Genomic DNA, 15,402 nt, shown 5'->3' on the forward strand with positions numbered 1-15,402 from the left:
TTCCGCTACTGCGGGAGAAGGATCTGTAGGTAAAATAACATTTGCCAATTGAATAGCTTATCAGCCTTATTTTTTTCGAATAAATGAATGCTTTCACGATTCCATTCATTTATCAAAATTTAAATTTTTCCTGACTCCTACTTTTTGGAGGTATCGATTTTGTCGGTTTTAATTTTATACTGGCGACTTTGGTACTCTTGGCTCATTGCCTCAAATTTCTCGGGATGAACAGTTCGGAAATTATGTTCTGCCTGAGGAATTATTTCCACCATTTTATCAATCATCCCTTGTGGGTCAAATTGACTTTTTGCCATTGCTTTTGCTGCTTTTTCAATATCCTTTTTAGAAGTGTAATGCAAGTCTTTATCAAACCATTGTTTGTATGTATCGTACATCCTATCATTAAAGCCGGTGTCAAATGGTCCCGGATTGATTGTGGCTACCGTAACTCCTAAAGGTTTCAGCTCATCTCTCAAGCATTGCGCAATCGCTTCTAGTGCATGTTTAGAAGCATTATAAGGACCTAAAAAAGCACCTGTGGTGAGTCCGGCTACAGATGATAAAAAGATGACTTTACCCTTACCTTTTTTAACCATTTTTTTAATGAACGGTTGTGAGAATTCAAGTGTAGAAAATGTATTGGTTTCCATAACCTCTCTTATAAGGTCTACCGGCATTTCGGCTAATGGCCCCGTTTGACCTATTCCGGCATTATTGACTAAAATATCAATGTCGTACTTCCAGGCTTTTTCGCAGTCTATATAATCCAAAATGTCCAGTTTGATCAACTCGATATTTTTTTCATAGTCAGTATCCTTTACTTCTTCCATAAATCTGGACATTTGCTCCCAAGTATGAACTGCCGCGATAATCTTGTGGCCCGCTTTTGCTAGCCCAATTGCGGAGCCCTTTCCTAGACCAGAGCCAGCACCTGTAATTAGAATTGTTTGCTTTTTCATATGTTTTTATATTAAGGTACAGATTAATGTACATTTTTATCACTTGCTATTTTAATTTGGGATATGCTAACAAGGGAAAATTATTGGATTGACAAATGCATAATACTACGCCTGATAGAACAACATTTATCTGCTAAAGTTCAGTTCTTTATTTACTTAAATGAATTATTGTTTAGCAATTATTATTCTGGATGAATCAAAAGGTGCGTCAACGGATTTGTATTTCGCTGGTTGCAACTGGCGAAACGAACGGCTTGAAGCGACAAAATCATCATTTTTATTTGGGCTGTAATCATTTTGAGTAGCGTGAGTAGCGCAATTGGAAAAAACCCGCACGCAAACGGAAAAACCCGATCAAGTCTATGCTGGAATCCGCACACAGCAGGAGATGGGCAGTCGACCAACTAACCTGTAATGTTCCAGTTTCAAGAGAAGTACATGGATAGTCTATCTTCTGAAGTGATTTCTGGTGGAATGCATACAGGCAATAGAATCGAGCCAATTGGTGAAGCTGCTTCTCATATAAGTGGGTATACAAAGATGAAGAAAGGGTATTTCATAAATTTCAAGAAGCTTTTTAAATGTTATCTATTTGTATGAAAAGTATAGATCTAATTCGCCGGAATCCTATAGTTTATCATTATCTTCCTTCATCATTTTCTCAACAATGACTAATATTTTTTCAATGTTTTCGTTGCTGTCTTTAACATGCCAAGCTTTTAGCGTTTTACTCCATCGTGCTCCTGCTTCAGCGCGTATGGCATTAGAAAGCTTTTGATTATAAGGAAAATCAATCTTAATCCGCTCCGCACCTCGATGCATGACTCTACTCCAACTAATTTCCATATCAATCCGTGTTTAATGGTTAGAAGGTTCAATATACGGAATTAGCGATAATTAAAATCCGGCAACCCATCATAAATAGTTTACAAACTTTATGTGGCGGCTAAATAAAAAGCATCATTGTCTATATACAAAGAACAGCAATCTTTTTAGGCGATTTTATCTCATTCTAAATCTCTGCCCCTTACATTTGTAGAAGAACTTTAAATCACAACATGCCAAACCAGCCAGACGATCCTGCTCTTATTGCCCTTTTGAAACAAGGCGAAAGCCAAATGAAAGAGAATAAGAAACTGGCGGCGAAGCTCAAGGCTTCAAAGCCAAAAGATCTGGATAAGCAGGTGCATGAATTTCACGATGAAGTATTTGAAAAAATAGACTGCCTTACCTGTGCCAATTGCTGCAAAACCACAAGCCCCGGAATGCACGACCGCGATGTAGAGCGCCTGGCAAAACATCTAAAACTAAAGCCAGCACAAGTAATTGCCCAATACATGGAAATGGACAAAGATGGAGAATATGTGTTTCGTTCAGCTCCATGCCCATTTTTAGGAGCAGACAACTATTGCTCGGTTTACGAGAGCCGCCCACTTGCCTGCCGCGAATATCCACACACCAACCGCAAGCGATTCTATCAGGTGCTTGATCTTTCTGTTAAAAACACGGAAGTATGTCCGGCTGTGGTGGCGATTTTTGATAAGCTGCGAAACGCGGTTTAGTCGCGAGCTTTTAGTCTCGAGTCGCGCGTGCCCGCTAGACTATATTTAGTGGTTTGGATACATAGTAAAATTTCATTTATTATCAACGTTTTTTAGGCTTTAGGTAGATGCTATTTCAACCTATATCATGAAGCACTACTATTGCCTATTGCCTATTGCTCATTTTTCCACCAACTTCTAATTTGCCCATTGCCCATTGCAAATTGCCTATTGAGCCCTTCGGGCTAACCTCCACCCAATCCAAGCCATTGGAATATAAGCAAAAACCAAATCAACAGCTGTGGGCAGGGCAGGGGTGCCAAGCATATAAGCTGTGGTAATGCCACCAATTAAAAACCAAACGCCGATAATCATTGCAAGCACCATTTTACGGGTGGCTCCAAAGCGGGCGGCGATAAAAGCTCCTGTAAGTGTGCCGAGTGCATGCGCCAGAAATGGAAAAATATAATGCTTGGCTTCGTAGAGTTCAATCGCGCTTTTTATCGATTCCATATCATTCGAATCTGCCCCCAACGGTGGAGATATCAGGTTGGTCCCAAGCATCACAATTCCCATGTTTACTACACTTCCTATTATTATCCCGCCTATTACAGCCAGGATGTTTCTTAGTATTGGATTCATTTCTTAGGTTTTAGTTTCAGCCTGTGAATATGGGGAATTATTTTGAGTAATTAAGGATAGAGTTAGTGTTCAGATGGTTATGACTAACTTGAGTATTTTTCTAAACAGTGAGTACGGAGTGCAAGGAAATTATTGAAGATTGAGCGGTCATCGAGCGAAGTCGAGATGGTATTCAGTATTTCGAAAAGCGTTTTGAGTAGAGTGAATTTGGCGAATAAACTGGGTACATCCGAACAGGAAGGTATCCGAGTTTACCACTCTGTGGTGTAGCTACCTGGGGGGCACATGGAACATACTGACAATCAAAGGGAGTGCGTTAAGTTTCATGATCAGCATCCATAAATGAAATTGTCTCATCATCTTTGCAGCTTACAGCTTACAGCTTAAAGCTTGTAGCTTAAATCCTACAGCTATCATTTCCATTCATTGAATCAACCCGCCATTTAAATCTATCAAACTCACTATTTCAGCAAATGGGGGTTGGTGGCACAATTGGTTTATCCCAACTTCGTGGAAACAAATTTACCGAAAAGAGTGAATTTGATAATTATCTAACCAATTAATCTCCTTAATTATGAAAACAATTAAATTTACAATTTCAGCACTCTGTCTGTTTTTAGTGAGTCTGACTTACGGACAAATAGTTGATGACTGCTCAGACTTTAATAATGGCTTTAATGGATGGCAAAATATTGGCACGATTACCACTATTGCCAATTCTAACAGCCTTGATGGCTCCAGTTATCTCAGAATACAAGATCAGGGTGGTTATTCGTTAACCTATAATAGTATTAGTTATTCTCATAACTGGGATTCACTAGTAGGCCACTGCCTATGTTTTGATTATAAAGTTTATTCAGACGGTAACAGTGGTGTTATCAATGTGATACCTTCACTTGCCATCTATAATAACACTACTCCTATGAATTCAAATATAATTGTCGGTTTTCAGGCCTACACAACGGTAACTGAAAATGATGAATGGGTTCATGTTTGCGCGCCCATAGAATTTAGCGATGGAATCTCTCTCCCTAGTAATGCAGATGGATTTTGGACCTATCCGGGAGTTAGCGCACAAGATTGGGATGCATTACTTTTAAACGTGGGAGGTATTGCCATTGGTCCAGATATAGGTGGACCTGGTGCAGAAATAGTTGGCTTTGATAACATCTGTATTGAAGATTGTGGTGCCCTTATCGATTCGAATCCATTTGGTGCATATTGTTGCGGTACAGGCGATGACAATTTAGTTATTAACGGTAATTTTGAAGACGCTATTAACTTAGATTTCACTAGCGATTATACAAACGATCCATCCGTATATCCAGGTAATTTTTCTGTTGGCAATACTGCTCTTGCGCTTTCTGCTTTTAACACAAGTATCACAGATCATTCTAACTGTGCAAGTTCAACCCAGTATCCCTTAAATGATCAATTTTTATTGGTAAACGGCAGAACTCAACAACCAGGCATTTCTACTGCTGTTATCTGGGAACATGTTCTTACAGGCCTTGATACAAGCAGCACTTATAAATTTTGTGCAAATTTTGTAAGTATGCCTCAATGTACATTTGATATATCTCCTAAAGTAAGTTTTGAAGTAGATGGTGTTGCCATTGGTGGTGTGACAACCCTTTTAGCACCTTTGAACGCATGCGACTGGATTCTTATATCAGAAAATTTTAGTACTGGCCAAAACACCTCTGTTACCTTGCAAATTATTTTAGATCAAGCAGGAAACGGCGACGGCAACGATTTGGCCATTGATGATATTTCAGTTACAAAGCTAATTGATCCAGAACTTAGTATCACAGTGCAGCACCAAGGAAGCCCTGATCATATTATAGCATCTGTAAACACAATCGATGTACTTGACGATGGGCTACACTGCGCAGATACTTTGTACGAATGGCGAGTTGCTGAAGTGCTTAGTTACGCCCCGGGAAATATCGTTATTTTACCACCATGGACTATTGGAAACGCATCTGTTTGGGGTCTTACCACCACATTCCCGGGATATTCTTTTGACCCGGATAAAATGTACATGATTGTGTTGCATACAGACACATGCGGTTGTTACGACGAAGGATATACCTTCCAATTAACCTATAACTTCCGCCCAATGGCTCTGCAAATGACCCCAGAGCAAGAATTGTCAATAATCGAAAGCATTAGAAACGGCACGATCGGTCATGGCGAAACAGCAAATGCTATTCAAGAATTAAACGATGGCTCAGATGGTTTAATACTCTATCCAAACCCGGTAAAAAATAGTTTTACTATTTCTCTGAAAGACAATAGTTTGAAAAGCGTGGAAGTCTTATCGCTTACCGGCCAAACTCTTCTTTCAAAAAAATATTCAGACGCTAAGGCAGAAGAAATCTTAGACATTTCTCAGCTAGCATCTGGAATATATTTGGTGAAAGCATACGCAGCTGACAACACCCAATATATCACCAAAGTAGTGAAAGAATAAAGTTTTTCGATAACCAAAAAATTAGGCTCTTTAAAAAGTTTAAAGAGCCTAATTTTTAAAAGTGACTCGGAGCTTCATTCAAGATATAAAACTGAAAATAGCAGCGTTTTTCGAAATCAATTTTACAATATTAAAAATCTTAATCTAAGAATTAACCAAATCTCATTATCATGAAAACAATTAAATATATAATTATAGCAATCTTTGTGTTTTTGGTAAGCCTCTCTTTTGGACAAACCCCGATTTGCACAGATTTTAATAACGGTTCGTTAGATGGCTGGCAAAATTATAATACAACCTCTATCATTACCAGTGGTGGACCGAATGGATCTAATTTTCTGGAATTGCATGATCCCCAGGGGCCGGGTGGGTTTGATGACGCCTGGGGTTATAATAGCACGAGCTATCCCCAATATTGGTCTGAACAATTTATAGGACAATGTCTTTGCTTCGATTATAATGTATTGTTTGATAATCATTTTGCGTACACAGCACAAGTGCCCCTTAATATTATGATCTATGACGGCACAGATCCACAGTCATCTTCATTACGAGCTACTTTTATATCGAATATAATAACCACTGATTATGACGGCTGGGAACATGTTTGTGCTCCCATTGAGTTCAGTATTGGTGATTCACTTCCAGGTAATTCCGACGGGCACTGGACCGGTGTTTCGGCAGCTGACTGGAATACGCTGCTAAATAATGTGGGGGGGATTGCTTTTACAACGAATATATATTATCTCGATGTAAATTCATTGTACCCGATAGATCTTGGTGTTGATAATATATGTATTGTGGATTGCAGTATCGATGAAACACCTTCTGATAGTGCCGCATATTGTTGTCCCGGTGACAATTTTGTAACCAACGGCAATTTCGAAGATCTCCTTAATCCCGGCTTTACAAGTAGCTACGGAAACACCCCTCTCGCCCCAGGCAATTACACTATTGGTACATCTGCTACAGCACAAACTTATTTTAATACAACAGTTACAGATCATTCGTATTGTGAAAACTCAAGCTTGTTTTCGTTAAATCAGCACTTTATGTTGGTAAACGGCAGAACACAACAAGCTAACAATGCAGTAATTTGGGAACAAACTATTTCTGGTCTTGATACAAATAGTACCTATATGTTTTGTGCAAATTTTAAAAATATGAACCAATGTACATTTGATACCCTTTTGAGAGTTAATATGCAGGTAGCTTCAATTGGTTCTTCAGGATTTAGCGCTATATCAGCACCTAATACTCCATGCTCTTGGGTAGATAAACAGTTTCATTTTACAACGGGAAATAATACTTCCTATACCTTAAGAATTATTTTAGAACAAACAGTGAACGGAGATGGCAATGACTTGGCTATTGATGACATAGCAGTGATTAAATTGGCTGATCCGGAACTTAGTATTTCGGTTGAGCATCAAGGAAATCCGCACCAAATTGTTGCATCCATTAATACGATGAGTACTAGTCCTTCAGACGATGTGCTTCACGGTACAGATTGTGCGTATTATTGGTTTGTTGCTGAAGTGGGAAGCTATCCACCAGTAAGTTTAGTCAATAATACTTTTGCTTATGGAAATGGTTCCGGAAACACTTTTGGAGGCAACATAAGCACAATTCCCTGGAATCTTACAACTGATTTTAACCCGGATTATATATTCGCTCAAAATAAACTATACATCATTGGTATGTACACTCCGGTTTGCGAATGTTATGACGAAGGTTTTACCTTTCAATTAACCTTAAATAACCGCTCTGATGAAGATGAAGTAATGACTGAAGAGCTAAAGCAGCAGATAATTGATTGGATACTTAATGGTTATAACTCTAATGGTGTCTCTTTAGACCCTACCCAGCAATTAAATGATGGTTCAGAATAAACTGCTGAGTAGTTAATGTAAGAACAAAATTTTTCGATAACCGAAAATCGTACGCTAACCAAAAATAATTAGGCTCTTCAAATTTCTTGAAGAGCTTAATTATTTAAAGAAAAAGGGTTGTTTAAAATGAAAGTAAGAACCAATTTCCTTTATTCGATCATGATAATCTTAAAAATCTTATAAATCCTGTTCAAGACTGTTTTCTATTCATTGAATGAACTTAAAGATTCAGCGATTCAAAGTACTGATTTGATAAATGGAATTAGGAACTAATATCCGGATGGATTAAATTTCTATTCTGTTAAAATATTATTGACGAAATATAAGCACACCTTAAAGCTTGTCAAGAAATAGCCACACTAATTACGACTACTTTTTGTTTACATTTAGTTTCAAAATAAGCTAACAACCTTCCAAAAATGCGAACAAAAAAATTCCATATCATCCTTTTTTTGATGATATGGAATTTTTCGTTTGCACAAGAATATACGAATTTCAGTGTGACTGAAGGCCTGCCCAGTAATCACGTTTACCGTTTGGTGCAAGACAAGAAAGGGTTTATTTGGGTATTTACAGATAAAGGCTTGGCGCGTTTCAACGGCACCGAATTTAGAACCTTCACAACACGAGATGGTCTTCCAACGAACGATATTTGGGACTTGCGCATAGGGCCAGACAATAAAGTGTGGTACTTTTCTAAATCGCCCAGTCTGGGCTATATCCTTAACGATTCTGTGTATAATTTCCCGTCCTGCAAGCCCAACACGGCGTTCTACCCGAGTAGTACATTTCAAATGGGAAATACGTTCGTTTTTGGAAATACAGCAGAATCTATTGCTCTAATAGATGGATGTTGGCAAACCGTTAAAAATATTGGGGAAATAAAACTACCCTTAGAGAAAAACAAAATTCTATCTGAAAAAGAAAAACGGGATGTTCTCACATATCTTCAGAGTTCTGTCGATGAAATTTTTGATATCGATGAAGCTAATTGGGTTCTCAATACGCGATTTGTGAGCCACGATTCCCTATTGGTCATGATTTATAGCGATGGATATAATATCTACAACATAAACACTGGCAAAACCTATTCAGGAAATATGCCAATGAAATTGACTCCACAATACGCGTATTTTAACAGGGTAACATTTGCAAATGATGAAATCCAACTAACCGGTTTCGGCTTTTTAGCCCCACTGAAAAAAGACTACTCCATTTCCGAAGTGATTAAAATTCCGGGTAACCTACAAGCTCATTTTTCTTTTCGGGACAGAACGGGTAATATTTGGGCAGCCACGTTTGCAAATGGTATCTACATGCTGCCGCAGATAAAAAAGGACATTGTGTATCTTTTACAAGGTAGAAAGGTGAAGCTCTTTTGTACGAAAACAGAACCGGTTATTGCCAATGTATTGGATGATGGCTTTTATGAATACAACACAGACGCTAAGAACTTTGAGCAATTAGTATCTGAAAAAGGATTTATTTATAGCGCCAAATATATTCCCGAATTACAGACCAATTACCTTATTTCTGAATCACATATTTTTGTATTGAATCAAAATGGTAAAATAAAAAAGGTTTCAAATAAAACCTTAGCCATTAAAAATATATCGTTTTGTAATGGCTATTTATACGGAACTACTTCTCACGGCCTTTATAAAATAGATTCGGAAACCTTGGCAAAAGTTGATAGCTATGAACAATATGGCGTAATGGATTTGATCCTGTTTCAGAATAAACTCGTATTGGGAACTTCCAGTGGTCTTGCTTTCTTAGAAAATGAACGTATTCAAAATATTAATAGTACAGCTGAACTTTTCCAAAAACCAATTCTCAAATTGTATAAAACAGCAGACAATTTACTTTTGGTATGTACGGATGGTTTTGGGGCATATCTTACAGATTTTGAAAAAGCCTTACCCTTGCCAGGCTCTGAATATTTAAGTATTGAGACTGCCTTTATTGAACACAATGAAATATGGCTTACCAGTGAAGTGGGCGTGTTACATTATTCAAAAATCGGAGAAGAGTACCAATTGACCGAGAAACTGGATGAGAATAATGGCTTGCTTTCAAAACGGATTAATTCCATTGTGGCGCTTGAAAAAGAAATAATGCTGGGTACGGACAATGGCGTGGTCATCATTCCGAAAAATCAGAAAAAAACAGACCAAGTATTGGATGTTTATTTTACTGTGGCAAACTTTAATTCGCAATCGCTTTTAGGCAAAAAAAAGACCGTTCGCTATGCTTCAAATAACGATTTAACAATAGGTGTTTCAAGCATTGACTATTCGCAATCGGGTCAAGATGTCAGTTTTGAATATAAGCTTATGCCCGCTCAGACAGATTGGAGTAAAACCACTTCTAAAGACATACATTTTAGCGATTTACCTCCAAACGATTACCAGATATGGATTAAAAAAGGAACGATAGAAAAATCAATGCACTTTTCCATACTGCCGTTGTGGTGGCAACGCATAGAATCAAAAATAGCCTTAGGATTGTTGATGCTTCTATTCGTGGCAACAGTGATTTATAAATACCAAAAGTTTCAAATCAAGAAAAGATTTAGGGCACTAATTACCCAAAAGAAGCTAGCGGAGAATGAATTGTACGCACTTCGAGCTCAGATGAACCCCCACTTTGTATTCAACTCGCTTGCCGCCATTCAATACTACATCAATGAAAACGACTTTGCGACTTCTGAAAAATATTTGGTGAAATTTTCAAAATTGATACGCCAGTTTTTTGAACTTTCACGAGTAGAAGAAATCACCCTGGAAACTGAAATTGGACTCTTGCAAAATTATCTGGACATCGAAAAACTTCGCTTCAAAGAAAAGCTGGCGTATCACATTAAATTAGATCCATTTTTAAATATGCAAGAAACGAAGATCCCAAGCATGTTGCTCCAACCCATTGTAGAAAATGCTGTGAACCACGGAATTTTCAATAAAGGAAAAAGTGGGCACATAGATTTGAACTTTACGAATATTGCTAACAATGAATTCTTAGTCGAAATTGTGGATAATGGCGTGGGTTTCGCTAATTCAAAAAAGAAGCAGAGCGGAAGGATTAGTTCATCTACGGTCTTGCAAAATAGACTTGATATCCTAAACCGTTCCAAACAATGGGTAATTACCTTCTCCAATCGCGAAGCTTACCCAGATGAATTGGATGTTGGCAATATTTCAACCTTTAAAATAAAGAAAACACAATGAATGCTATTACGGCCATATTGATTGATGATGAATTTTCGACCCTGAAAGTACTTCAGCAAAAAGTGGAAAAGCTATTTCCAGAAATCTCCATTCTGGCTACTTTTCAGAAGCCCGAAGAAGCAATTGAGTTTATAAAGAAGAAAACACCACATATCCTTTTTTTGGATATACAAATGCCCCGCATCAATGGTTTTGAGTTGCTTGCAGCTTTGGACGGATTGAACTTTCAAGTCATTTTTGTTACGGCTTATAATGAATATGCTTTGGCGGCGCTTAAAAAGTCAGCAATTGGTTATGTACTAAAACCAGTAGATGATGAGCAACTTATAGATGCTGTTTCTAAGGCTATAACTGCCATTGAGCAATCGCATCAGTTTGAGAGTAACACTAAGCTCATTGAAATTCTTACTGATTCTATTTCAAACAAAAACAAAATAATTGTTCCCACAGCGAAGGGATTATCATTTATTTCGCAAGACGAAGTACTCCATTTAGAAGGCTATGAAGGATATACGAAGTTTCATCTGTCCAACAAAACCGAGCTGTTAAGCAGTTATAATCTCGGAAAATTTGAAGCGTTTTTGGGTAAGAATTTTTTCAAATGTCACAAATCGCATATAGTAAATCTTGAAAAAGTGCGCAGTTTTGAAAATGAAGGCTATCTGGTTTTGGAAACCGGCAACCGTGTGCCAATTTCAAAAGCTAACAAACAGGCGTTTTTGGAACTTTATAGGTGATCGTTTTCACATTATTATTCATAATAGCTTAGTTAGACAGGATTGTTTGTTGGATAAGAAAGTAGATATGGATTTCTATTTTGTCAGTACAGGATTTATAAGATGGATAAAATATATAGGATTGTTTGTTAATCTCTTGGCTGAGTCTGGATTTGTAAAACAAAAAGATAGCTGTGATGGATTTAACCTATACTTAAGGGTTTAATTCAACATTATTAAAACAAACGAAATTACAATGATTTTCAAAAAGTTAGTCAAGGACTAATCCCATCATTTATCTTGTCTATTCTTAATCTTGACCATCTCAAAAATCTTATAAATCCTGTTTAAGACAGTTTGAGAATTAATTGCTATTCTCTTTTACAGCTTAATGCCTGCACCTCATCCACCCAAACCTCTCTTGAAGCCTTAAGCTTGTGGCTTAAAGCTAATAGATGGCTCTAAAGCTCAACAACAGCCACCGAATACCCCGCCCAAATTCCAAACCCATTTTCAATATTAGAAAATACTTGAACAGGTTGCGCAAAAGGGTCGCCCTCGGTGTAAAAATATTTCTCTAAAGTGCGCGCATAGCTATAATAAGCTTCTGAACTTGATTTTAAGTGCAACTCCAAATTTCCGTTATCACCATAGTAATTGCTTTCAACCAAAATCCGAAAAGTCTGCGACTTACCGTTAAATAATGCATCGCTGTAAGAAAGGCCACTGCTATAATAAAGGGTTGCGTCAATCGCCAAGTCAGATTCGGAAAGCAAAATTTGATCTGAAGTGCTAAAATACATGCGGTCGCGAATTGGTTGGTCGTAATACACGGTATCATAAGTCATATTGCCGGTGTTGGGATCGTAAATAGTACTCACGTAATAATACTGTGTATTGTATACTTCCAAAACATAAAAATTATTGATTCCAGCCGGATCGTTTATCGTGAATTCTATTTGTAGTCTGGAGGAAGTGTAATCATATTCGGTTACTGATGTTGTTGCCGTATCCCAATGAACAATTGGCACCGCAACTGGAATATAATCTTGTGCCGAAACCGTTCCAAATGAGCCTGCATTGGCAACAACTGAATAGGAACTATTGGCGGAAGCCAAAACGCTGCCCGTATAAATGCCATTTTCTGTATGATGCAGTGAATCAATAATTTCTCCATTTTCTCCATATACCAATACCTGCCCGTATGCAATGGTATTAAGTGGGTTTTTATCAATATAACCGCTGCTGTTTGAAAGTTGTACAGAAAATATTGAATCGGTAGTGAAGGCACCGTTTAACACAAGACGAGGTGTGGCATCTTCACCTTCAAAATCTAAATACTTTTCGCACCCGGAAAGGAGTAGGAGCAAGAGAAAACCAATAAGCGTACATGCTGCAATCTGCTTCATAGCCTTAAAATTTAAAATTATAACTAAACGAAGGAATAATGGGGAAAATACTCAATTGGGTTAGGCGGGTGTTTCCAAACCGATCGCTTGAAAAGTAGAGGAAAAACGGATTTTGGCGGCTGTAGGCATTATAAAGTCCAAAACTCCAGGTGCGGCTTCCGTACTTGGTTTCCTTGTGCAGGTTTACACCGACATCAAGGCGGTGGTACGAAGGCATCCGGTAGTTGTTTCGAGATTCTATATAGCCCACATCGCCATAGTAATTTGTGTTGAATCCCTGCGCGGGAAGGTAGCGCTCTGTAGGCAGTGTTACCGCGTTTCCGGTGCCGTAAACCCATACCACGCCTATATCTACGCGATCATTAAACTTGTGGGTTACAGCTACCGAAAGGTCGTGGCGACGATCATAGCGATAAGGAAATTTCTCGCCATTGTTAAGGTTTTCAAACTGCCTGTCAGTCCACGAAAGTGTATAGCCTATCCACCCTGTAGTTTTGCCTGTCTTTTTTTCAAAAAGTATTTCGCCGCCATAACTCCAGCCTTCACCGGTTTCTACTTTTGTTTGCCAGTCGCTGGCATTTCCCAAAAAGGTGGCGCCATCTTTATATTCAAGCAGATTATTCATCTTTTTGTAATATCCCTCCAGACTTATTTCGTAACCTTTTTTAAGCGTTCGCGCCACACCTCCCGCTATTTGATGCGCTAATTGTGGTTTTATATCTGCTGTAGGCGGCACCCACAAATCTGTGGGTAGGCCTATGCCGGCATTGGTAAGAAGGTGCAGATATTGCGCCATGCTGGCATAAGATGCTTTTACAGCAGTATTTTCATTGAGAATATACCGTCCCGAAATGCGCGGCTGAAGCGAGAAGTACGTTTTGCTCTCAACGGCAAATCCCGAAAAGTGAAGCCCTCCATTGATTTTCAGTCTATCCGAAATTTTAAAATCATCTTCCGCGTAAAGGTAAAATTCATTGGCGTAAATTTTTGAAGATCCATACGTTGTATCTTCACGAGCGTATTGAGACTGCTCCTTGTACCGGTTTATTCCGGGATTAAAGCGATGGTAGGTGTAGTTGCCGCCAAATTTTATGTAGTGATCGGGATTTGGCAGGTAGTTGAAATCAACTTTTCCGCTCCAGTCCTGTATTCCAGAAAGGTATTCTATACGCGAATAGTTTTCAACTGGGTTACCATTTTCAATGTATTTAGAGCTCGATTCATTGAAAATATTAAAATCGTAATTGCTGTAGGTTACCGTAGTATTGCTAAACAGCTTGGGGTTAAAAATATAATTCCACCTCAGTGCACCAATTCCATTGCCCCATTGCAAGCGGGCTTCATAACGATCTTCTTGCAGATTGTTGCCGCTGCCGTAGTTGTAACTGTCTTTTGCAAAAAATCGGTCTTTGCCAAAATAGCCGCTTAAATACATCCTGCTGCGGTCAGAAAATTTATGATTGATTTTAGCATTTAAATCATAGAAATAATATCCGCCATCTACATCGCCCTGCGCGCGAATAATGGGGCGGGCAAGTGCATCAATATAGGTGCGCCTTCCCGAAATCATAAACGACGTTTTATCTTTTACAATGGGCCCTTCAAGGGTAAGCCGCGAGGCTACAAGCCCTATGCCGCCCTCGCCGTGTATCTCTTTAGTGTTTCCCTCCTTCATGCGTATATCTACTACAGAGCTTAACCGCCCGCCATACTCTGCGGGAAATCCGCCTTTTATAAGCTTTACCGAGTTAATGGCATCGGTATTAAAAATCGAGAAAAAGCCAAAAAGATGGTTGGCATTGTAAACCGGCACACCGTCAATCAATATCAGGTTTTGATCTGGACCTCCACCGCGCACATATATTCCAGAACTGCCTTCAGAGCCACTTTGCACCCCGGGCAGCAGCTGAATGGTCTTCATTACATCGCGTTCGCCCATGAGTACCGGTAGGTCGCGCACCTTATCGAGCGATACATCAATGGTGCTCATTTGGGTTTTCTCAATCAGGTCGTTGTCTTTTGTCGACGTAATTTCTACACCTTGCAATTCGGTGAGGCCGCTCATTTCCACATCAACACTCACATTTACCTTGAGAAAAAAAGACTGCATTTGATTTTGAAATCCCACATACGAGTAGCGCAGCCGCACTGAATCGGAGGGAAGGGTAAGGCTGTAAAATCCATAATTATTAGCAGTGGTTCCCTTTCCGGAAATGTAATCGTACACCGTTGCACCAATGAGCGCTTCGCCCGAAGCCTGGTCGGTAATGGTGCCCGATATCGTGTATGCCGGAGTTTGCGCTTCCGCGAATGTAGAGATTAGAAGGCAAAGAATAATGAGTGGTCGAATCATAGATGAGTGGTCAAATTCAGTCGGCAAATAAACGCTATTTCCAATTGGTTATTATATCTATTCATTTTATTTTTAAGTGCGCTTACATTTAGAGTATTTCTTGATATATTCTTATGATTTAACGATTTTGATAATACGATTCGAATAGAAAGACACCATAGAAACTCTGGCGATGAGCGCATACGAA

Annotated in this window: 10 protein-coding genes; 5 read left to right on the forward strand and 5 right to left on the reverse strand. The window is 38.7% G+C overall.

Annotation, left to right across the window (positions count from 1 at the left end; all coding sequences use genetic code 11):
- Nucleotides 1-137: 137 nt before the first annotated feature.
- Together G3O08_RS01365 and G3O08_RS01370 are read right to left on the reverse strand one after the other, a co-directional pair.
- Complete coding sequence (locus tag G3O08_RS01365) at nucleotides 138-959, reverse strand: SDR family oxidoreductase (protein ID WP_163282878.1); 822 nt, start codon at nucleotides 957-959, stop codon at nucleotides 138-140.
- A gap of 627 nt (nucleotides 960-1,586) precedes the next feature.
- The gene (locus G3O08_RS01370; protein WP_163282879.1) at nucleotides 1,587-1,805 is read right to left on the reverse strand and encodes a hypothetical protein; all 219 of its coding nucleotides are present in this window, start codon (nucleotides 1,803-1,805) and stop codon (nucleotides 1,587-1,589) included.
- Between the two features lie 212 nt (nucleotides 1,806-2,017).
- Between G3O08_RS01370 and G3O08_RS01375 the strand changes: the two genes are divergently transcribed.
- A complete protein-coding gene (locus G3O08_RS01375; protein ID WP_317163992.1) occupies nucleotides 2,018-2,521 on the forward strand; it encodes a YkgJ family cysteine cluster protein in 504 nt (167 codons plus the stop codon).
- Nucleotides 2,522-2,728: 207 nt separating this feature from the next.
- Here G3O08_RS01375 and G3O08_RS01380 read toward each other — a convergent pair whose 3' ends face one another.
- Nucleotides 2,729-3,142: a hypothetical protein gene (locus G3O08_RS01380; protein WP_163282880.1), complete on the reverse strand. Its 414-nt coding sequence runs from the start codon at nucleotides 3,140-3,142 to the stop codon at nucleotides 2,729-2,731.
- 574 nt (nucleotides 3,143-3,716) lie between these two features.
- Here G3O08_RS01380 and G3O08_RS01385 point away from each other — a divergent pair.
- The 4 genes from G3O08_RS01385 (at nucleotide 3,717) to G3O08_RS01400 (ending at nucleotide 11,474) form a co-directional block, all read left to right on the forward strand.
- Nucleotides 3,717-5,618: a T9SS type A sorting domain-containing protein gene (locus G3O08_RS01385; RefSeq protein WP_163282881.1), complete on the forward strand. Its 1,902-nt coding sequence runs from the start codon at nucleotides 3,717-3,719 to the stop codon at nucleotides 5,616-5,618.
- A gap of 170 nt (nucleotides 5,619-5,788) precedes the next feature.
- A complete protein-coding gene (locus G3O08_RS01390; RefSeq protein ID WP_163282882.1) occupies nucleotides 5,789-7,510 on the forward strand; it encodes a hypothetical protein in 1,722 nt (573 codons plus the stop codon).
- Nucleotides 7,511-7,929: 419 nt separating this feature from the next.
- On the forward strand, nucleotides 7,930-10,737 hold the full coding sequence (locus tag G3O08_RS01395; RefSeq protein WP_163282883.1) for a sensor histidine kinase: 2,808 nt from the start codon (nucleotides 7,930-7,932) through the stop codon (nucleotides 10,735-10,737).
- A complete protein-coding gene (locus G3O08_RS01400) occupies nucleotides 10,734-11,474 on the forward strand; it encodes a LytR/AlgR family response regulator transcription factor (protein ID WP_163282884.1) in 741 nt (246 codons plus the stop codon). The genes G3O08_RS01395 and G3O08_RS01400 overlap by 4 nt, the downstream gene beginning before the upstream one ends.
- A gap of 440 nt (nucleotides 11,475-11,914) precedes the next feature.
- Here the strand turns inward: G3O08_RS01400 and G3O08_RS01405 are convergent, their stop codons facing one another.
- Nucleotides 11,915-12,862: a DUF4249 domain-containing protein gene (locus G3O08_RS01405; protein WP_163282885.1), complete on the reverse strand. Its 948-nt coding sequence runs from the start codon at nucleotides 12,860-12,862 to the stop codon at nucleotides 11,915-11,917.
- Nucleotides 12,863-12,866: 4 nt separating this feature from the next.
- Entirely contained in the window at nucleotides 12,867-15,215 is a 2,349-nt protein-coding gene (locus G3O08_RS01410; RefSeq protein ID WP_163282886.1) for a TonB-dependent receptor, read from the reverse strand.
- Nucleotides 15,216-15,402 lie beyond the last annotated feature (187 nt).

This window comes from Cryomorpha ignava (assembly GCF_010686655.1).
Taxonomy (GTDB): Bacteria; Bacteroidota; Bacteroidia; order Flavobacteriales_D; family Cryomorphaceae; genus Cryomorpha; species Cryomorpha ignava.

What these genes read in the sequence shown, in the direction of transcription:
- G3O08_RS01365 (WP_163282878.1), bottom strand. Translation starts at nt 959, where the DNA reads ATGAAAAAGCAAACAATTCTAATTACAGGTGCTGGCTCTGGTCTAGGA.
- G3O08_RS01370 (WP_163282879.1), bottom strand. Translation starts at nt 1,805, where the DNA reads ATGGAAATTAGTTGGAGTAGAGTCATGCATCGAGGTGCGGAGCGGATT.
- G3O08_RS01375 (WP_317163992.1), top strand. Translation starts at nt 2,018, where the DNA reads ATGCCAAACCAGCCAGACGATCCTGCTCTTATTGCCCTTTTGAAACAA.
- G3O08_RS01380 (WP_163282880.1), bottom strand. Translation starts at nt 3,142, where the DNA reads ATGAATCCAATACTAAGAAACATCCTGGCTGTAATAGGCGGGATAATA.
- G3O08_RS01385 (WP_163282881.1), top strand. Translation starts at nt 3,717, where the DNA reads ATGAAAACAATTAAATTTACAATTTCAGCACTCTGTCTGTTTTTAGTG.
- G3O08_RS01390 (WP_163282882.1), top strand. Translation starts at nt 5,789, where the DNA reads ATGAAAACAATTAAATATATAATTATAGCAATCTTTGTGTTTTTGGTA.
- G3O08_RS01395 (WP_163282883.1), top strand. Translation starts at nt 7,930, where the DNA reads ATGCGAACAAAAAAATTCCATATCATCCTTTTTTTGATGATATGGAAT.
- G3O08_RS01400 (WP_163282884.1), top strand. Translation starts at nt 10,734, where the DNA reads ATGAATGCTATTACGGCCATATTGATTGATGATGAATTTTCGACCCTG.
- G3O08_RS01405 (WP_163282885.1), bottom strand. Translation starts at nt 12,862, where the DNA reads ATGAAGCAGATTGCAGCATGTACGCTTATTGGTTTTCTCTTGCTCCTA.
- G3O08_RS01410 (WP_163282886.1), bottom strand. Translation starts at nt 15,215, where the DNA reads ATGATTCGACCACTCATTATTCTTTGCCTTCTAATCTCTACATTCGCG.